Source organism: Streptomyces sp. NPDC047981 (assembly GCF_040653315.1).
Classification (GTDB): Bacteria; Actinomycetota; Actinomycetes; order Streptomycetales; family Streptomycetaceae; genus Streptomyces.
On the sequence record NZ_JBEZNQ010000024.1, the window covers coordinates 34,672 to 53,827 of the forward strand.

At 73.9% G+C, this 19,156-nt stretch carries 18 protein-coding genes; 10 read left to right on the forward strand and 8 right to left on the reverse strand.

From position 1 onward, the window contains the following. Positions 1-8 precede the first annotated feature (8 nt). Positions 9-1,358: a helix-turn-helix domain-containing protein gene (locus AB0E14_RS16535; protein ID WP_362417475.1), complete on the reverse strand. Its 1,350-nt coding sequence runs from the start codon at positions 1,356-1,358 to the stop codon at positions 9-11. Between the two features lie 173 nt (positions 1,359-1,531). Here AB0E14_RS16535 and AB0E14_RS16540 point away from each other — a divergent pair, with 173 nt between their 5' ends. Beyond that, positions 1,532-3,076, forward strand: coding sequence for a long-chain fatty acid--CoA ligase (locus AB0E14_RS16540; RefSeq protein WP_362417478.1), 1,545 nt, complete (start codon positions 1,532-1,534; stop codon positions 3,074-3,076). After that, positions 3,076-4,674, forward strand: a complete 1,599-nt coding sequence (locus tag AB0E14_RS16545) for a carboxylesterase family protein (RefSeq protein WP_362417481.1) — start codon at positions 3,076-3,078, stop codon at positions 4,672-4,674. The genes AB0E14_RS16540 and AB0E14_RS16545 overlap by 1 nt, the downstream gene beginning before the upstream one ends. Before the next feature lie 29 nt (positions 4,675-4,703). On the opposite strand, the gene AB0E14_RS16550 is transcribed toward AB0E14_RS16545, so the two are convergent. Continuing rightward, entirely contained in the window at positions 4,704-5,876 is a 1,173-nt protein-coding gene (locus AB0E14_RS16550) for an AI-2E family transporter (RefSeq protein WP_362417484.1), read from the reverse strand. Between the two features lie 205 nt (positions 5,877-6,081). Between AB0E14_RS16550 and AB0E14_RS16555 the strand changes: the two genes are divergently transcribed. Further along, positions 6,082-6,489 carry a CoA-binding protein gene (locus AB0E14_RS16555; protein WP_362417487.1) on the forward strand — a complete coding sequence of 136 codons (408 nt, stop codon included), beginning with the start codon at positions 6,082-6,084 and terminating at the stop codon, positions 6,487-6,489. Between the two features lie 66 nt (positions 6,490-6,555). Here the strand turns inward: AB0E14_RS16555 and AB0E14_RS16560 are convergent, their stop codons facing one another. Beyond that, on the reverse strand, positions 6,556-7,113 hold the full coding sequence (locus tag AB0E14_RS16560) for a YbaK/EbsC family protein (RefSeq protein WP_362417490.1): 558 nt from the start codon (positions 7,111-7,113) through the stop codon (positions 6,556-6,558). A gap of 44 nt (positions 7,114-7,157) precedes the next feature. Further along, positions 7,158-7,730, reverse strand: a complete 573-nt coding sequence (locus AB0E14_RS16565) for an XRE family transcriptional regulator (protein WP_362417493.1) — start codon at positions 7,728-7,730, stop codon at positions 7,158-7,160. Between the two features lie 115 nt (positions 7,731-7,845). On the opposite strand from AB0E14_RS16565, the gene AB0E14_RS16570 reads away from it, so the two are divergent. Continuing rightward, complete coding sequence (locus AB0E14_RS16570) at positions 7,846-8,715, forward strand: DMT family transporter (RefSeq protein ID WP_362417496.1); 870 nt, start codon at positions 7,846-7,848, stop codon at positions 8,713-8,715. Between the two features lie 46 nt (positions 8,716-8,761). Here AB0E14_RS16570 and AB0E14_RS16575 read toward each other — a convergent pair whose 3' ends face one another. Continuing rightward, complete coding sequence (locus AB0E14_RS16575; RefSeq protein WP_362417499.1) at positions 8,762-9,505, reverse strand: acyltransferase; 744 nt, start codon at positions 9,503-9,505, stop codon at positions 8,762-8,764. A 120-nt stretch (positions 9,506-9,625) separates the two neighbouring features. Between AB0E14_RS16575 and AB0E14_RS16580 the strand changes: the two genes are divergently transcribed. Further along, complete coding sequence (locus tag AB0E14_RS16580) at positions 9,626-10,153, forward strand: gamma carbonic anhydrase family protein (protein ID WP_362417502.1); 528 nt, start codon at positions 9,626-9,628, stop codon at positions 10,151-10,153. A gap of 84 nt (positions 10,154-10,237) precedes the next feature. Here the strand turns inward: AB0E14_RS16580 and AB0E14_RS16585 are convergent, their stop codons facing one another. After that, the gene (locus AB0E14_RS16585) at positions 10,238-10,909 is read right to left on the reverse strand and encodes a DedA family protein (protein ID WP_362417505.1); all 672 of its coding nucleotides are present in this window, start codon (positions 10,907-10,909) and stop codon (positions 10,238-10,240) included. Positions 10,910-11,105: 196 nt separating this feature from the next. Here AB0E14_RS16585 and AB0E14_RS16590 point away from each other — a divergent pair, with 196 nt between their 5' ends. From AB0E14_RS16590 to AB0E14_RS16600, 3 genes are all read left to right on the forward strand, one after another. Then, the gene (locus tag AB0E14_RS16590) at positions 11,106-12,467 is read left to right on the forward strand and encodes a hypothetical protein (RefSeq protein WP_362417508.1); all 1,362 of its coding nucleotides are present in this window, start codon (positions 11,106-11,108) and stop codon (positions 12,465-12,467) included. Between the two features lie 163 nt (positions 12,468-12,630). Further along, entirely contained in the window at positions 12,631-13,914 is a 1,284-nt protein-coding gene (locus AB0E14_RS16595; protein WP_362417510.1) for a MoxR family ATPase, read from the forward strand. Beyond that, entirely contained in the window at positions 13,911-15,269 is a 1,359-nt protein-coding gene (locus AB0E14_RS16600) for a VWA-like domain-containing protein (protein ID WP_362417513.1), read from the forward strand. The genes AB0E14_RS16595 and AB0E14_RS16600 overlap by 4 nt, the downstream gene beginning before the upstream one ends. A 45-nt stretch (positions 15,270-15,314) precedes the next feature. Here AB0E14_RS16600 and AB0E14_RS16605 read toward each other — a convergent pair whose 3' ends face one another. Continuing rightward, on the reverse strand, positions 15,315-15,776 hold the full coding sequence (locus AB0E14_RS16605) for a DUF4442 domain-containing protein (RefSeq protein ID WP_362417516.1): 462 nt from the start codon (positions 15,774-15,776) through the stop codon (positions 15,315-15,317). A 106-nt stretch (positions 15,777-15,882) separates the two neighbouring features. On the opposite strand from AB0E14_RS16605, the gene AB0E14_RS16610 reads away from it, so the two are divergent. Continuing rightward, positions 15,883-16,968, forward strand: a complete 1,086-nt coding sequence (locus AB0E14_RS16610; protein ID WP_362417519.1) for a hypothetical protein — start codon at positions 15,883-15,885, stop codon at positions 16,966-16,968. Between the two features lie 47 nt (positions 16,969-17,015). Next, positions 17,016-18,338, forward strand: coding sequence for an MFS transporter (locus tag AB0E14_RS16615; protein WP_362417522.1), 1,323 nt, complete (start codon positions 17,016-17,018; stop codon positions 18,336-18,338). Here AB0E14_RS16615 and AB0E14_RS16620 read toward each other — a convergent pair. Then, complete coding sequence (locus AB0E14_RS16620; protein ID WP_362417669.1) at positions 18,325-19,119, reverse strand: fused MFS/spermidine synthase; 795 nt, start codon at positions 19,117-19,119, stop codon at positions 18,325-18,327. The genes AB0E14_RS16615 and AB0E14_RS16620 overlap by 14 nt on opposite strands. Positions 19,120-19,156 lie beyond the last annotated feature (37 nt).

The window sequence follows — 19,156 nt, forward strand, 5'->3', positions numbered from 1 at the left end:
CCGCCACCCTATGCGCCCGGGAACGCGCCCCTGTCCCCCTCCGTCCGCTCCTGCTCGTCACCGAGGTCCGCGAGGGGCAGGGCCCGCAGGGCCAGGGCCCAGCCGAGGCGGGTCTCGCCCGACTCGCTGGAGCGTCCGGTGAGCTCCGCGATACGACTGATGCGGTTGAGGACGGTGTTGCGGTGGCAGTAGAGCCGCTCGGCGGCCCGGGCGGCGGAACAGCCGCAGTCCAGCCAGACCCGGAGAGTCTCCAGGAGGGCGGCGCGCTCGCCGGCGGTGGCGAGGACCGGCCCGAGGTGGACGGCGACGATCCGGTCCACGATGTCGCCCCGGCCGCTGAGCAGCACCTCGGTGAGCCGGTCGTCGAACGCCGCGGCCTCACCGCTGCCGACGGGGAGGGTACGGAGGGTCTGTTCTGCGAGCCGGAGGGCCCGGCCCGCCTGGGCGAGCCGGTCGAACTCGGGGGATACCCCGGCGGTGGTGCCGGTCTGCCGGCGGAGCAGGTCGAGCAGCCCGCGCGCGGCGTCGGCACCGGCGCCGCGCGGCAGCCGGACGATGCCGGCATAGCGACCGGCGCGCGGTCGCCAGAAGGACCACAGGCCCGCGGCCTCCAGGACGGGTGCCGGGTGGGGCGGGGCGGCCGGGTTCTGGGCGGCGACCACGACGACGTACCGGTCGCTCACGGGGACCCCGAGGGCGGTGGAGGCGGCCGCGGCGACGGCGGGATCGTCGGCGCGGCCGTCGAGCAGGGCCTCGAAGAGGGCGACGCGGCGGGTGTCCTGGCGGCTCTGCATCTCCAGCTGGGTGAGCCGGTAGGCGTCGGCCATGGCGACCGAGTAGCGGTCGATCGTCTCCCACAGGGCGCCGGCGACGTCGAGTTCGGTGTCCCTGGTGTCGCTGTCCCGGCCGGGCCGGGCGCGCAGGTGTTCCGCCATGACCTGCCAGAGCACCCGGCCGCCCCGCCGGTAGGCGCGCAGGACGGTGTCGAGCGGCACGTCCTGCTCGGCCCGGCGCCGGCCGGTCTCGCGCGCGGCCTGCTCGAAGTCCACGCCGGTGGGGGCGAGACCGCCGAAGTCCTGAAGGGCCCGCAGCAGATTGTCCCGGCAGATCTCCCACAGGTCCGCGCGGGTGACGGGGGTCCCGGAGGCGTACGTACCGCTGTGGGCGCGGATGTCGTCCACGGCCCGGTCGGTGAGCCGGGCCAGGTCGCCGATGAGGGAGGCGGCGAGGGTACGGCGCAGGGTCGCCCCGGCGACGCCACCGGGCACCGCCACGGGAACGACGGGGGCGGGGCCGGACGTGGGGCCGGTGCCGGTCCGGGGGCCGGGGCCGGATGTCGCCGCCGGAGTGGGGTTCATGGGCGCACCGTAACGCCGCCGTTTGGCGGATGCCACGCTCCCGACATCTCGGAGGGGCCGCTGCCCACCTCGCGAGGGCACATGCTGGGCAGATGCACATGGTGCCCGGCCCGTGCCAGGAACGATTCTGGGCCGTGTCCGGCCTGTCAACGCAGCGTTTCCTGGAGCGTGCCATGTCACTGAGCGTCGCCAACGTCCTGGGCGAGTCCGCCCGCCGGTACCCGGACCGGATCGCGGTCGTCGAGGGGGCGGTCCGGCTGACCTACCGGGAGCTGTGGCACGACGCGCTGCGCTGCGGGGCCGGGCTGCGGGCCGCGGGGGTGCGGCCGGGCGACCGCGTGGCCGTGCTGCTGCCGAACACCACGGAGTTCCTGCGGGTGTACTACGGCGCGCTGGCCGCCGGGGCCACGGTCGTCCCGGTCCACGGCCTGCTGGTCGCCGAGGAGGTGCGGTACGTCCTGGAGCACAGCGGCGCGGTCGCGCTCGTGAGCGGCGGGCCCCTGTGGGCGGTGGCCGAGGAGGCGGCGCGGAGCGCCGGGGTGCGCGCGCTCCAGGGCGCCCCGATGGCGCCCGAGCCGCTGCGGGCCGCCGAGCCGGCCGGGCCCGGCGACACCGCGGCGATCCTCTACACGAGCGGGACGACGGGCCGCCCGAAGGGCGCCCGCCTCACCCATCTCAACATCGTCCTCAACGCGTCCGTGACCTCGCAGGACCTGTTGGGCATGGGTGAGCGGGACGTCGTCCTCGGCTGTCTGCCGCTCTTCCACAGCTACGGGCAGACCTGCGCGATGAACGGGACACTGCGGGCCGGCGCGACGCTCGTCCTGATGCCCCGGTTCAGCGGCCCCGCCGCGCTCGCGGCCCTCGTCGAGGAGGGCGTCACCGTCTTCATGGGCGTACCGACGATGTACCACGCGCTGGTGGAGGCGGCGGCCTCCGACGAGCGGCGGCCGGTGGCGCTGCGGGCGGCCGTGTCGGGCGGCGCCGCGCTTCCCGTCGCCGTCCTCGAACGATTCGAGGAGACGTTCGCCACGCAGGTCCTGGAGGGGTACGGCCTGACCGAGACCTCACCGGTCGCCACCTTCAACCAGCCGCACCTCGGGACGCGGCCCGGCACCGTGGGGCACCCGGTGTGGGGCGTCGAGGTCGAGGTCGCCGACGCCGGCGTCGACGACCGGATCGAACTCCTCGCGGACGGCGAGATCGGCGAGGTCGTCGTGCGCGGCCACAACGTCTTCGCGGGGTACCTGGACGATCCGGAGGCGACGGCCGCGGCGGTCGTGGACGGCTGGTTCCGCACGGGGGATCTGGGCGTTCGCGACGAGGACGGCTTCCTGAGCATCGTGGACCGGAAGAAGGACCTGGTGATCCGGGGCGGCTTCAACATCTACCCGCGCGAGGTCGAGGAGGTCCTCGTCCGGCACCCGTCGGTCGCGGAGGTCGCGGTGATCGGCGTCCCCGACGAGGCGAGGGGCGAGGAGATCTGCGCCGTCGTCGTCCTGCGGCCGGGGGCGGGGGACGTCGGGGCGGCGGAGCTGGTGGAGTGGTCGAAGGAACGCCTGGGCCGCCACAAGTACCCGCGGCTCGTACGGTTCGTGGACGCGATGCCGCTCGGCCCGACCGGCAAGGTCCTCAAGCGGGCGCTGGCCGGGGTGGGGGCGGGGGCGGATTCGGGCTCGGGCTCGGGCTCAGGCGGCTCGGAAGGGAGTCGTGGCTGATGACCGGGCTTCGCGAACCGATGGTGTCCACGCGGGGCGGGACCCTGCGCGGGTTCTGGGCGGAGCGGTCGGGGTCGGCGTCGGGGTCGGCGTCGGCGTCGGCGGGGTCGGGATCGGGATCGGCGCGTGCGGAGTCGAGGTCGGCTGGTGCGGAGTCGGCGTCGGCGGGTGCGGAGTCGAGCTCGGGTGTCGCGGCCTTCCTCGGGGTGCCGTACGCCCAGGCGCCGGTGGGGCCGCGGCGCTTCCGGGCGCCCGAGCCCGTCGAGCCGTGGGACGGCGTGCGGGACGCTCTCGCCTTCGGGGCGACGGCGCCCAAGCGCCCGTACAGGGCCCCGCTCGACACACTCCTCCCGGACCCTGATGTCGCGGGGAAGAACTGCCTCAACCTGAACATCTGGGCCCCATGGCCGCCGCCGGGCGGGCGGAGTGCCACGGGCCGACCCGTCATGGTGTGGATCCACGGCGGTTCCCTGGTCCACGGGTCGTCCGCCGTCCCCGTCTACGACGGGGAGGCGTTCGCCCGCGACGGTGTCGTGCTCGTCTCCCTCAACTACCGGCTCGGCATCGAGGGGTTCGGGGTCTTCCCCGACGCCCCGGCCAACCTGGGGCTGCGTGATCAGCTGGCCGCGCTGACGTGGGTACGGGAGAACATCGCGGCCTTCGGCGGTGCCCTGGACCGGGTCACCGTCTTCGGTGAGTCGGCCGGCGCGATCTCCCTCGCGGCGCTGCTCGCCTCGCCACTCGCGCGGGGCCTGTTCCGGAGGGCCGTGCTCCAGAGCGGAGCGCCGACGGCACTGCCCCTGGACCGGGCCCGTCGGACGACGGAGGCGATCGCCCGGCGGCTGGGCGTGGCGGCGACGGCGCGGGCGCTGTCCGCCGTACCGCCGGAACGGCTCCTCGACGCCCAGACCGAGGTGACGGGGAAAGGGTCGCCGCTGACCGGCGGACACTCCTTCCAGATCGCCGTGGACGGCGAGGTCCTGCCCCGCGATCCGTTCGAGGCACTGCGCGCGGGTGCTGCGGCGGACGTGGACCTGCTGATGGGCACGAACACGGAGGAGTACCGGCTGTGGTTCGTGCCGAGCGGGCTCACCGAGCGCATCGGCCGTCTCGCGCTGCGCGCGGCGGCGTGGAAGGCGGGGGTGCCGGCGCGGACCGTACGGACGTACCGGTCGCGCCGGCCCGGGGAGACGCCCGGCGAGGTGCTGGGCGCGCTCGCCACGGACAAGCTGTTGCGGGTGCCGCAGAACCGGCTGGCGGACGCCCGGGCGGCGGGGCCGGGGGCCACATATGTCTACGAGTTCGGCTGGCGCTCCCCGGTCCTCGGCCTGGGCGCCTGCCACGCCCTGGAGATCGCCTTCGTCTTCGACACCCTCGACCGGCCAGGGGCGGCGGCCCTGACGGGTCCTGACGTGCCGCGCCCGCTCGCCGACGCGATGCACTCCGCCTGGGTGCGGTTCGCGACGACGGGCGACGCGGGCTGGCGGAGGTGGGACGGATCACGGCCGGTGATGACCTTCGGCCGCCCCGGCGACGACGGACCGACCGTGGTCGAGTCGCCGCGCGAGGAGGAGCTGCGGGCCTGGGGCGTCGGCTGAGCGCGCCGATTCGGGAGTCCGGACCGAACCTAGGCCGGGACGGGGGTGTCGAGGGGCGCGTCCCCGGCGTCGCCGGACTCGTCGGTGCGCCCGAGACTCTCGGCCTCCGGCTCCTCCTGCCCCTCCAGCTCCGCCGCCGGTTCGCTGAGCTGTTCGCGCAGGTAGTTCCAGACGACCGCGATCAGCGCGGCGATGGGTACGGCGAGCAGGCTGCCGACGATGCCGGCGAGGCTGCCGCCCAGCGTCACGGCCAGCAGGATCACCGCGGCGTGGAGGCCGAGGCCGCGGCTCTGGATCATGGGCTGGAAGACGTTCCCCTCCAGCTGCTGCACCACCACGATGATGGCGAGCACGATCAGCGCGTCCGTCGGGCCGTTGGACACCAGGGCGATGAGGACCGCGACCAGGCCGGCGAACAGGGCTCCCACGATGGGCACGAAGGCCGACACGAAGGTCAGCACGGCCAGCGGGAGCACCAGAGGTACTCCGAGGATCCACAGCCCGATGCCGATGAAGACGGCGTCGAGCAGACCGACGAACGCCTGCGAGCGCACGAACGCGCCCAGCGTCTCCCAGCCGCGCGCGGCCACGACGGGGACGTCGGTGGCCAGTCGGCCGGGGAGCTGGCGGGTCAGCCAGGGCAGGAACCGCGGGCCGTCCTTGAGGAAGAAGAACATGAGGAAGAGCGCGAGGACGGCGGTGACCACCCCGTTGAACACGGTGCCCACGCCCGTACCGACGGCGCTGACCAGGCTGCCGACACTGTTCTGGACGCGGTCGACCGCCGTGTCGAAGGCGCCGGAGATCTGCTCGTCGCCGATGTTCAGCGGGGGTCCGGCCGCCCACTCGCGCAGCGTCTGGATGCCTTGCACCACGCCGTCGGCCAGCTCCCCCGACTGGGACGAGACGGGGACGGCGATCAGCGCGACGATGCCCGCGGCGACGAGGAGGAAGAGCACGGTCACGGCCGACGCCGCGAGAGCGGGCGGCCACCCCCAGCGGCGCAGGAGACGGGCGAGGGGCCAGGTGAGCGTGGTGAGGAGCAGGGCCACTATGAGGGGCCAGACGACCGACCACATCTTGCCCAGCAGCCACAGCGCGACCGCGGCCATGACGAGGACGACGAGCAACTCGGCGGATACGCGGGCGGATCGCCGGAGTGCGGCGGCGGCCTTCGTGGAACTCAGGGTGGTGGCAGGCATGGGGTCACCCTATGGGGACCGGCCGATCCCGATGGATGCCGGTTCTCTCCTCGGCGCGGTTGGCCGCGGGTGATGGAGGTAAAGACGCGGTACTGGTCGAGCGCGGCCGGCTTGCGGGGCGGCGGGCCGCTGCGGCGGGAATCGTCGGCGGCCGCGGCATGTTCCGACACTGGGAGTGTTTGAACTCGGAGACCGGAGACAGAGCGTGCACAGCGACACCGAAACCATCCGCAGGATCCTCGACCAGGCCGGCGACACCTGGGCCGTCGTCGGGCTCTCCGCGAACGAGGAGCGCGCCGCCCACGGCGTCGCGGCCTTCCTGCAGCGGCACGGCAAGCGGATCGTCCCCGTGCACCCGAAGGCCGAGACCGTCCACGGCGAACAGGGCTACGCCTCCCTCGACGACATCCCCTTCGACGTCGACGTCGTGGACGTGTTCGTCAACAGCGCGCTCGCCGGCGCGGTCGCCGACGAGGCCGTCGCCAAGGGTGCCAAGGCCGTCTGGTTCCAGCTCGGCGTCGTGGACGAGGCCGCGTACGAACGCACCCGGGCCGCGGGCCTCGACATGGTGATGGACCGCTGCCCGGCGATCGAGATCCCGCGACTCGGCTGAGAGCCCGCCCCACAGGGCCCCGCGGAGACCCGGCCCCCCAGGGCCCGGTCTCCGCGGGGCCCTGGCTCACTCGATGCCGAGGCCCTCCAGGACGACCGCTCCGGGCAGCTCCGCGAAGGCCTTGCCCGGGACGATCAGCTTGCCGCGCCGCCGCCCGCTGCCGATGAGGACCCAGGGGGTGTCGACCACCGTCGCGTCCACGAGGACGGGCCAGTCGGCCGGGAGTCCGATCGGGGTGACGCCCCCGTACTCCATGCCGCTCTCGCCCGTCGCGGTCTCCATCGGCGCGAACCGCACCTTGCGGGAGCCCAGTTGGCGGCGGACCAGGCCATTGACGTCGATCTTGGTGGCCGAGCGCACCACGCAGGCCGCCAGCGTCGTCTCCTCGCCGCGCTTCCCTGCGACGATCACGCAGTTCGCGGACTGTTCGAGGAGTTCGCGGCCGTGGTTCTCGACGAAGACCGCCGTGTCGGCGATCTCCGGGTCGGTGTCGACGTACAGCAGCTGGTCCGTCGGCACACTGCCCTGCCAGCCGCGCACGGCCGCCGCCACCGGTTCCGTGAGCAGGTCGAGGCAGTCGGCGGCGGGAACGGCGTTGTCGAAGTCTCCGATGGGTGCGCGCATGGCGACCAAGCTAACAGCGGCCGCCGGTAACGGCGTTCGGCGTCTCAGCGTACGGGCGGGATGGAGACGGCCATCGTCATCTCCACCTTCTCGTCGCCGTCGTTGCGGTACGCGTGCGGCACGTTGGCCTCGAAGACGGCGGAGGTGCCCGCCGGGATGCGGTGGTCCTCGCCCTCGACCACGAGGGTGAGCTCCCCGGCCGAGACGTGCAGCAGTTCGGTCGTGCCGTCGGGGTGCGGGTCGGAGGAGCTGCCGTCGCCGGGCATCAGCGTCCAGGCCCAGAGCTCCAGCGGGCCGCGCGCCTCGGTGCCGGCGAGCAGGGTGGTGTGGCTGCCGGTGGAGGTGGACCACATGCGGACGGCCTGGTCCGGCGGAACGAGGCGGACGTGCGGGCCCTGCTCGTAGTCGAGGAGTGTGGTGATCGAGACCCCGAGGGCGTCCGCGAGCTTCACGGTGGTGCCGACGCTCGGGTTCGTCCGGGCCTGCTCGATCTGGATGATCATGCCGCGACTGACGCCGGCACGGGCGGCGAGCGCGTCCAGCGTGAATCCGCGTTCATTGCGCCACCGCTTCAGATTCCGCGCGAGCGACTGCGTGAGCTGATCGAGGTCCGACACATTCCGTCCAATATTTTGGATGACAGAGTCCAACAGACTGAACTACGGTGGGGTCTACCGCGGTGTACCAGCTGTCCACCGCACTGTACTGCGAGACCGCTCCCTGCGAGGATCCATGACTGCGCTGTTCGCCCTGGCCACCGCCCTCCTCTGGGGGCTGGCCGACTTCGGCGGCGGGCTGCTCACCCGGCGCATGCCCGCCCTCACGGTGGTCGTGGCCTCGCAGACCGTCGCGGTCGTCGTCCTGGGTGCGATCGTGGTCGCCACCGGCGGCTGGTCCGAGGCGGGCCCCCAGCTCTGGTACGCCGTCGCCGCGGGCGTGGTCGGCCCGGTCGCGATGCTCTCCTTCTACAAGGCCCTCGCGCTCGGCCCGATGGGCGTGGTCTCCCCGCTCGGCTCGCTCGGTGTCGTCGTGCCCGTCTCGGTGGGCCTGCTCATCGGCGACCGGCCGGGGCTCCTCCAGTTCGCCGGGATCGGCGTGGCGATCGTCGGCATCGTCCTGGCCGGCGGTCCGGAGCTGCGCGGGGCGCCCGTGCAGCGCCAGGCCGTACTCCTCACCCTGGTCGCCGCCTTCGGCTTCGGCTCGGTCATGGCGCTCATCGCCGAGGCCTCCTCGACACTGACCGGCCTGTTCCTCGCCCTCTTCGTGCAGCGGGTGACGAACGTGGCGGTGGGCGGCGGCGCGCTCTACGTCTCGGTGAAGCGGGGCGGACGGGCGCTGCCCGAGGGCGGTGGCGGGATGAAGGTCGTGTGGGCGGCCCTCCCGGCGCTCGCCTTCGTCGGCCTCGCGGACGTCGCCGCGAACGGTACGTACTCCATCGCGGCGCAGACCGGGCCGGTGACCGTCGCCGCCGTCCTCGCCAACCTCTACCCGGTGGTCACCTCGCTCGCGGCGCGCGGGGTGCTGAAGGAACGGCTGCGCGCGGTCCAGGCGGCGGGCGCGGGCCTGGCCCTGGTCGGCACGGTCCTGCTGGCCACGGGCTGACGGCGTCGCCCACGGGGCGGCTCCGGCGCCGTCTCCGCGAGCCTGGTCAGCCCTCCGCGAGGTCCCAGGCCGCGAGTGCGGCGAGCTGCTCGTGCATCACCCCGTCCGGCACCGGGGTCGGGGCCGGGGTCCGCAGCGGCGGCTGCCAGCCCCGCTCCGGGTCCCAGCTGCGTACGACCTTCGCCGGGGCGCCGGCGACCACCGAATGGTCCGGCACCTCTCCCCGTACGACCGCGCCCGCCGCGACCACCACGTTCCGGCCGAGCTTGGCACCGGGCAGGATCACGGCCCCCGTGCCCAGCCAGCAGCCCGGGCCGATCTCGACGGGCTCGGAGCGCGGCCACTGCCGGCCGACCGGCTCGTCGGGGTCGTCGTAACTGTGGTTGGTCGAGGTGATGTAGACGTACGGCCCGCAGTAGGTGTCCGAGCCGATCGTCACCGAGGTGTCGGCGATGACATGGCTACCGCGCCCCAGGACGACGCCGTTGCCGAGGGTCAGGACCGTGTCGGGGCCGAGGTCGAGGCCGGGCAGCATCCCCGCGGTCAGGGTGACCTGCTCGGCGATGATGCAGCACTCGCCGATCTCGATCCACCGCTCGCCGAAGACCGTGCCCTGCGGGAACGCCAGCCGGGTGCCCGCGCCGAGGCGCTTGAAGCGCAACCGCCCGGGACTGTCGGCGGTCACGGCACCGGCCTCCTGCACCCAGCGCCACCCGCCTTGGACGGCACGGGCGAGAACGCGGCGCCGCCAGGCGGTGAGAGAAGAGAACGTGTTTCTGTTCCTGGGCACCCGCACACGGTAGTCGGCACGGTCGTACCTGATCAGTGGGGTGCCCTGTGATGTCCGTCATGAGCCACGGTTAGGGTGCCGGTGAGGCGTGACGCACGTACGAGGGAGCAGGAGCGAACGATGACCGAGGCGTTGATCAAGGGCGTGGGCGGCAAGGAGCCGCAGGTCGATCCGACCGCCTTCACGGCGCCGACCTCCGTGGTTCTCGGCGACGTCACGCTGGGTGCCCGCGCGAGCGTCTGGTACCACGCGGTGCTCCGGGCGGACTGCGGCCCCATCGCCGTCGGTGAGGACTCGAACATCCAGGACAACTGCACCGTCCATGTCGACCCGGGCTTCCCGGTCTCGATCGGGGACCGGGTGACGGTCGGCCACAACGCGACCGTGCACGGCTGCGTCATCGAGGACGACGTCCTGGTCGGCATGGGCGCCACGGTCCTCAACGGGGCCAGGGTCGGCGCCGGTTCGCTGATCGCGGCGCAGGCGCTCGTCCCGCAGGGGATGGAGATCCCGCCGGGTTCGCTGGTGGCGGGCGTCCCGGCGAAGGTGCGGCGGCCGCTGACCGAGGAGGAGCAGGCGGGCATCCGCCTCAACGCGGAGATGTACCTCCACCTGGCCAAGGGCCACGCCGAGGCGTTCCAGGACTGAGATCCCGCTTCTGCACAGCGCGAGGGCGCGGCGGCCGTGCGGCCACCGCGCCCTCGCGCGTACGTCGCGGTTCCCGCGCAGCGCTCAGTCCGCCACCGGCACCGGCGTCGGCGCGGCCTCCGCCGCCTCCACCGGCTGCGTCTCGGCCTTCGCGGCCGCCTTCTTCGCACGGTTCTTCAGGATCAGCATCGACGTGACGCCGACCAGGACCGCGAGCACGAGACCCAGCCACGAGAAGCGCTTGAGCCACGCCTCGGCGACGATGCCCACCGAGTAGATGACGGCCGTCGTGCCGCCGGCCCAGAGGATGCCGCCGAGGACGTTGGCGATGGCGAACTTCCAGTACGGCATGCGCAGCACGCCCGCGAGCGGTCCCGCGAAGATCCGCAGCAGGGCGACGAAGCGGCCGAAGAAGACCGCCCACATGCCCCACTTCTCGAAGGACCGCTCCGCCAGCGCCACATTGGCCTCGCCGCAGTGCTTGGGGAACTTCTTGGCCAGCCAGGCGAGCAGCGGGCGCCCGCCCTTGCGGCCGATCGCGTAGCCGATCGAGTCGCCGATGATGGCCCCGGCGATGGCACAGGCGCCGAGCACGTACGGGTTGATGTCACCGTGCTGGGAGGCAAGCAGGGCCGAGCTGACGAGGACGATCTCGCCGGGGAGCGGGATTCCCAGGCTTTCGAGCCCGATCACCACTCCCACCAGGGCGTAGATCGCCACCGCGGGGATCGTCTCCAGCCACTCCTGGACGTGCAACGCGGTTTCCTCCCGGGTCGTGGCGCGCGCCGCGTCGCGCGCGCCGAGGCAGCCTACCTGGTCGCGGCCGGCCCTCCGGCCGCCTCCCGTCCCGTAAATCAGTGGTCGCCCGCGGACGCGGCGCGCTACGCTCCGCGGCGATGACGACTCACACCTCTCAGTGTTGGGGGGTCCCGTCCGCGCAAGGTGAGTGCTGATGACCACTCACACCGCGTACGAGGATGCCCACGCTTCCTTCCTCTCCTTCTGGCTGCGCGTCCGCGAGTTCGCCGTGCCGCCGTCCATGATCGCGACAGCGACCGCCCGCCGCCTCTCCGGTGACTGGGCCGGGGCGTGTGCCGCGGCACGCGTCGACGTCGACCTCGACCTGCGGTCGGTGACCCGGGCGCATGGCCGGGACCTCACCGACCGGGTCCGGCGCGATCTCCGCCATCTCGTTCCCGACCTGCTGCGCTGGCACATGCCGAGGGTGGCTCCGCACGGGCTGCTGCGCCCGGGTCTGACGATCTCGCTGGCCCGTTACGCCCGGGCGGATCCGACGGCGCGGGCGAGCCCGGTGCATCTCGTGGCCAGGACCCCGCCCGCGTGGGCGGAGGGCGGCCAGCGGATCAGCCTCGCCCTCTGGGGCGGCTCCTCCGCCGGGTCCGTCGGCCAGGGCACCGCCGGGCGCCACCCGCACCCTCATCCCGGTCGGCGCTTCCGTCTCGATCTGCATCGCCACCTGTGGGACGCGCGCAGGGCCGACGAGCTAAGGCTGCGCTCGGGGGCGGACACGCCCGCTGCGGGCGGGGCGGAGGCGCCGGAGGGGTACCTCTGCGCCGTCGACCGCTGGCCGGCGGAGGCGAGGCTCGTCCTCCACGAGGAGGGCAGGTCCGAGGGCCCGGTGACCGTACGCCTCGACGCGCGCCGCCGCCTCACGCTCGCGGTGGCCCCGGAGCCGGGGGCTCCCCGGGATGCCGGGAGCCGGGGCGCGCCGGTCCTCCTGCCGGATGCGGCGACCTGGGTGCTGCCCGACCTGGAGCTGCTGCGGGCGGGCGCGATCGAGGCCGGGCGCCTGCACCCGCTGGTCGCCTCCGCGCTCGTACCGGACCATGTGCCGGCCGACCGCGGCGACGAGCGGGGGGCGTCGGGGCCCCGGCTCGTGGAGTGCCGGGGCGACCTGCACCGGATCGCTCTGGTCGACGGCGTACTGGCTCCGCTGGACCACGGCCCGGACGAACTCGGCCGGGAGGAGCTGCTCGGCGCGCTCGGCGGGCCCCCGCTGCCGTGTCTGCGGGCGATCGACGAGGCGCACCGGCGCCCGGACTGCCTCGCCGGTGTCCGCGAACGTCTGCAGCACGGTGACGTGGCGGGCGCGCTCGCCGTCGTCGAGGGCCTCCTCGGGCCCGGAGCGACGCTCCGCGGCGGACCGTTGCGGGACGCGCTGGAGGAGGCGGCCCGGCGGCGGATCGCGTACGGGCTGTTCCGCTCGGGCCTCGACGCACCCCCGCCCCACCGCACCCTGCCCCCTCCGCGTCGGCCTCGCGACGTACGGACCCGGCCCCGCCTCGCGCACTGACGCACATCACCGGCGCAAGCCCTCATCACCCGCGCCACCCGACGTCCACTTCGCCCGCGCCACCCCGGCGTCCACATCACCCGCGCCGCCCACATCACCCGGGGTTCCGACCCCGTACCACCTCACTTCTCACGGTCCCACCGACCTCCACAGGTGATCACTCATGACTGTTCTGTCCACCATGCCCGCGTACGCCCCCGCCCCCGCCCCCGCTTCCACGCCCGCCCCCGACTCCCCGCTCCACGTCGCCGGCGCCCTGTTGACGCTCCTGGACGACACCACCACCGAGCCCCGGCCCGACACCCAGCTGGAGGCCCTGACGCTGGCCGTGGCCGCCGACCTGCCCGTGATCCTCTGGGGCGAGCCGGGGATCGGGAAGACTGCGGCCCTGACCCGGCTGGCCGAGGAGCTCGACCTTCCCCTGACCACGGTGATCGCCAGCGTGCACGAGCCCTCGGACTTCTCGGGCCTGCCGGTCGTCGGCGACGACCCCGCCGAACAGGGCGTCCCGATGGCCCCGCCGGACTGGGCCGTGCGGCTGGTCAGGGCGGGCCGGGGGCTGCTGTTCCTGGACGAGCTGTCCACGGCGCCGCCGTCCGTCCAGGCCGCGCTGCTCCGGCTCGTACTGGAGCGGCGGATCGGCGCCCTCCGGTTGCCGCCCGGGGTGCGGATCGTGGCCGCCGCCAACCCGAGGTCGTCGGCCGCCGACGGCTGGGAGCTGAGCCCGCCCCTGGCCAACCGGTTCGTCCACCTGCAGTGGGTCCATGACGCGGAGGTCGTCGTCCGCGGCCTCGGCGGAACCTGGCCCCGGGCCACCCTGCCCCGACTCGACCCCGCCAAGCTGCCCGAGGCCGTGGCGTTCGCCCGGCGCGCGGTCTGCGGGTTCCTGACCGTCCGCCCCGAGCTGGTGCACCGGCTCCCCAATAGCGAGACACGGCGGGGCGGTCCGTGGCCCTCGCCCCGGAGCTGGGACATGATCCTCCGCCTGATCGCCTTCGCGACGGCGGCCGGCTCCTCACGCGATGTCCTGGCCCAACTGGTGCGGGGCACCGTGGGGGACGGCCCGGGCCTCGAACTGATGGCGAGCGTCGACCGGATGGACCTGCCGGACCCCGAGACGCTGCTCGCCGACCCCGGGGCCGCCGAGCTGCCCGACCGCGGCGACCTGCGCCAGGCGGCGCTGGACGGGGTGGTCGCCGCGGTGCGCGCGCGTCCGGACGAGGCGCGCTGGGACGCGGCCTGGGCGGTCCTGGTACGGGCGTTGGAGACCGGGGCCCCGGACCTGGTCGTCGTCCCCGCGACGACGCTCGCCTCGCTGCGGCAGGCGGACTGGACGGTTCCCGAGGCGATCGAGAAGCTCGCGGGCGTGGTCTCCCTGTCCCGGCGCGCCGACGACGCGGCGGCCCGGGCCGCCCAGGCGGCCCTGAAGCCGCAGGGCCGCCGATGACGCCGGGCACGCGCGGAAACCCCGCCGCACCCGGAACCCCCGCCGCACCCGGGACTCCCACGGCACCCAGAACCCCCGCCACGACCGCCGCCAGCGCCGCGCCGGAGACGCCCGTCCCGAACCGGGCGCCCCTCGCACTGGACCTCGACAAGCTCTACACCGCGCGGCTGCAGGCCGCCCGGGCCAGGCCGTACCTGGCGACGGCGCTGTTCGCGCTGCACACCGTGGAGTCGCGGCAGGTGCCGACGATGGCGGTCGACGCGTACTGGCGCTGCTACGTCTCCCCCGGGTTCGTGGACCGCACCCCGGTGGAGGAACTGGCCGGAGTGTGGGTGCACGAGGTGTCGCATCTGCTGCGCGACCATCACGGGCGCGGCGAGCGGGTCGCCAGGACGCGGGGTCTGACCGGCGCCGCCGAGCGGCTGCGGATGAACATCGCGGCGGACATGGAGATCAACGACGACGTGTTCGGCGACGGTCTGGTGCGCCCGGAGGGCGCCGTCCTGCCGAGCCACCTGCACCTCCCCGCGGGGGAGCTGATGGAGGACTACCTGCGCCAGTTCTGGCTCGGGCCCCGGACGGCGCACCTGGTCTGGCTGGACTGCGGCAGCGGCGCGGACGGCAGCGAGCGGGAGTGGGACCTCGGGCCGGACGGCGCGGACGGTCTGAGCGAGCAGCAGCGGGACGCCGTGCGGTTCCGGGTGGCGCAGGGCATCTCCGGGCGGCCGGGCAGCGCCCCGCAGGGGTGGCGTCGATGGGCGGAGGAGGCCTTCCATCCGCCGCAGCCGTGGCGGGAGTTGCTCGGTGCGGCGCTCCGCTCGGCGACCTCGGGCCCCGGGGCGGGAGACGACTACAGCTACGGCCGTCCGTCCCGGCGCTCGACCGGGCTGCCCGGTGTCGTGCTGCCGAGCCTGCGGCGCAGGCCGCCGCGCGTCACGGTGGTCATCGACACCTCGGGCTCGGTCAGCGACGCCGAACTGGGCAGCGCGCTTCTGGAGGTCGCCGCGATCTCCCGGACCGTGGGCGGCCGGCGCGACCTCGTCAGCGTGGTGTCGTGCGACGCGGCGGCCCGGATCGCGCACCCGCTCTGCCGCGCGGAGGGGATCCCGCTGATCGGCGGCGGGGGTACGGATCTACGGGCCGGCTTCGCCAAGGCCCTGGGCGGGCGGCCGCGCCCCGATGTGATCGTGGCGCTGACCGACGGCCAGACCCCGTGGCCCAGCGCACCGCCGCCGTGCCGGACGGTGGTGGGCCTCTTCCCCCGTGCGAAGAGGCCCCGGTACAACGAGGACAACCCCGACTACGTCCCGGACGAACCGCCCGGCTGGGCGCGCGTGGTCGTCATCGACGGGTGAGGGAAGGGGCGGCGGCGAGCCGCCGGCCGCCCTTCCCTCGGCCGCCTACTTCCCCTGGCCGTTCGGCCGGAGCGTCCAGACGACGGTCATCTCGCCCGTCACCGCGCCGTCCTCGCGGGTGATCGCGATGTGGACCGGGAACTCCGGGCGCTCGCCCGCGTCCAGTGCGGCGACGACCTCGCCGGCCGGGCGGCCCAGGGTGGCCGTGGCGGTGACGACGCCCATGGCCAGCTTCTTGTAGCCGATCTCGGCCGTCACGGCGAGCGGCACCGCGCGGTTCAGCTGGTCGCCGAAGGCGGCCAGGACGATCGCGCCGCTGGCCGACTCGGCCAGCGTGAACATCGCTCCGGCGTGCGGGCCGCCGACGTGGTTGTGGTAGTCGGCCTGGTCCGGCAGGCGGACGACGGCACGCTCGGAAGTGGTCTCAAGGAACTCGAGGTTGAGGGTCCTGGCCATGGGGACGGTGGCGGCGAGCATCTCGCCGACGGACATCTGGTCTGCGCTCATGAGCGCGATGTTACCCACCAGTAGCACAGATGGCCATCCCCGCCGTCGCGTGCCCGCGGGGGGCGGACGTAGCAGGGTTCGCGCCACACCTCTATGGTTACTGGCCATGTGGCCAGGACAGCAGCCGCCCGGGGGCGAGCAGAACCCGCAGGACCAGAGTCAGAACCCCTACCAGCAGTCGGGGTACCAGCAGCCGAACCCGTACCAACAGCCGGGCTATCAGCAGCAACAGCCGGGATACCCGCAGCAGCCGCCCACGCAGCCGGGCTTCCCGCAGCAGCCCGCGCAGCCCGGCTACCCGCAGCCCAACCCGTACCAGCAGCCGACCATGCCGCAGCACGCGGTGCCGGGCGGCCCGCAGGGCGGACCGGGCGACGGCAAGAAGAAGCAGACGACCCTGGTCGCCATCGTCGCCGCGACCGCCGTCGTCGTCGCGGCGGGCGTCACGGGCTTCCTCGTCCTCGGCAAGGACGACGAGAAGAAGACGGAGGCGGGCGGCGACCCGAAGGCCTCCTCGTCCGCTCCCGCCACCCCGTCCGGGCCCGCCACCACCTCCCCCGGCATCGACAACCCGCGTGACGACGCCGATCTGCAGCCGACGATCCCCGGCTGGAAGGTCGTCCACAACCCGAAGTACGGCACGCTCTTCGACGTCCCGCCGGAATGGGAGCTCCTGAAGCCCGGCAGCGTCACGTTCTTCGAGGACGAGAAGAAGGGTGACGGCACCCCGGTCGTCACGATGTCGGCTCCGGTGCGCTACAAGAGCAAGTGGTGCACGTTCGACACGAACAAGGACGGCTCGAAGGAGAGCTGGGGCCTGAGCAGCGCCGGCACCAAGGGCGGCCAGGGCGCCAAGAACACCGACGAGGCCGCGTTCAACGAGGCGGGCAACTGGGTGTGGGCGGGCTACGCGCAGCACATGCCCAAGGGCACCATCAAGATCACCAAGGCCGTGCCGTACACCACCACGTCGGGCCTCACCGGCAGCATGGCGACCGCCACCGCCCCGGGGATCAAGAAGCGGAACCCGTGCGAGTCGGACGGCAAGTCCCTCGCGTTCTCCTTCAAGAACTCCAAGGGCGACTTCTCGTCGTTCGTGATCTACGCGGCCGACGGGGTCAAGGACGAGCTGGCGGACGACCTGATCCAGAAGATCCTCGCGACCGTGCGCCTGGCTCCGGCGTCGTCCTGACGTAAACCGGTTTGGCAGGAGGCGGCGGCGACGGGGATAGTCCCGGAGTGAGAAAAGCCGCCGCCTCCCCGCGCACCCCGCTCTCCGCCCGCCGCCCCGAGTGGGCGGGCCGGAACTACGTCCTGCTGACCGCCGCCGCGATCGTCACCAACCTCGGCACCCACGGCGCCCTGATCGCGGCGGCGTTCGCGGTCATCCAGACCGGCGGGGACGGCGGCGACGTGGGCCTTGTCGCGGCGGCCCGCACCCTCCCGCTCGTCCTCTTCCTGCTCATCGGCGGCGCCGTGGCCGACCGGATACCCCGGCACCGGGTCATGGTGGCCGCCAACGCGCTGAACTGCGTCTCGCAGGCCGCCTTCGCCGTCCTCGTCCTCGCGGGCGACCCGCAACTGTGGCAGATGATGCTGCTCACCGCGCTCTGCGGAACGGGCCAGGCCTTCTTCAGCCCGGCCGCCGAGGGCATGCTGATGTCCAGCGTCAGCGGGGAGCAGGCCGGCCGCGCCTTCGCCCTCTTCCGGATGGCCATGCACGGCGCCGGCATCGGCGGGGCCGCGCTCGGCGGCGCGATGATCGCCGCCGTCGGCCCCGGCTGGGTCCTCGCCATCGATGCCGCCGCTTTCGCCGTCGCCGGCGCGTTCCGCGCCTTCCTGGACGTCAGCCACATCGCCGAGCGCAAGCCGGGCGGCGGGCTGCTCGCCGATCTGCGCGAGGGCTGGCAGGAGGTCGTCGGCCGCCCCTGGCTCTGGTCCATCGTGGCCCAGTTCTCCATCGTCGTCGCCCTCGTCGGCGCGGCCGAGTCGGTGTACGGACCGCTGGTCGCCCGGGACGAGCTCGGCGGCGCCCGGCCGTGGGGAATCGCGCTCGCCGCGTTCGGCGTGGGCACGCTGTCCGGCGCGCTCCTGATGATGCGGTGGAAGCCCCGCCGGATGCTGCTCGTCGGCACCTTGGGCGTCTTCCCCATCGCGCTTCCCTCGGCGGCGCTCGCGGTGCCGCTGGACGTCGTCGGGCTCTCGGCGGCCATGTTCGTCAGCGGAGTGGCCATCGAGGTGTTCGGCGTGGCCTGGATGACCACGCTGCACCAGGAGATCCCGGAGGAGAAGCTGTCCCGGGTCGCCGCGTACGACTGGTTCGGCTCGACGGCGATGCTCCCGCTCTCCACGGCGCTCGCGGGACCCGCGGAGAGCCTCTTCGGCCGGAGTCAGGCGCTGTGGGGTTCGGCGGCGCTGATCGTGGTCGTCACGGCACTGGTGCTGCTCGTCCCGGACGTGCGGAACCTGACGCGCCGTACGCATACGACGGAGTTCACGCGCGGCACACCCGCCCCGGCCGCCCAGGCATCCCCGGCGGAGGAAGCGGTCAGCCCACGCTGAACGCCCCGTCCGGCGGTACGGGCGAGGGCACCGCGTCCGCGTCGCCCACCGGGCGGGCGTCGCCGGTGAACCGCGCGAGGCTCTCGCCGTACTCCACGCGCGCGGGGAAGGCGTCGGCGGCCGCTCGGCGGGCCAGGAAGGCGGTGTCGATGTCCCCGTCGGAGGCGACGAGGACGGCGTTGCCGAAGCGGCGGCCGCGCAGCACGGCCGGTTCGGCGATCAGGGCGAGCCCGGTGAAGACGGCCGCGAAGGTGGCCAGTTGGGAGCGGAGGAACGCGAACGGGGACCCGTCGGCCAGGTTCGCGGCGTAGATCCCGCCCGGCCGCAGCACGCGCCGGGCCTCGCGCGCGTACTCCAGGGACGTCAGGTGCGCCGGGACCCGTGAGCCGCCGAAGACGTCGGCGACGAGGACGTCCACCGACGCGGAGGGGGCCTTCGCCAGCCAGTCGCGAGCGTCCGCCCCGTGCACGGCCACCCCGGAGCCCTCCGGCAGCGGAAGGTGCTCGGCGACGAGATCGAGCAGGGGCAGGTCGGCCTCCACGACGTCCTGGCGGGAGCCGGGGCGGGTGGCGGCGACGTAGCGGGGCAGGGTGAGCGCGCCGCCGCCGAGGTGGAGGACGGAGAGCGGCGCGGCGCCGTCGTCGGCGGCGCTGTCGAGGACGTGGGCGAGCCTGCGCGCGTACTCGAACTCGAGGTACGTGGGCTCGTCCAGGTCGACGTACGACTGCGGCGCGCCGTCGACGGTCAGCAGCCAGGCCCGCTCCCGGTCGATGTCCGGCATGAGCCGGGCGGTGCCTCCGTCGACATCACGCACGACG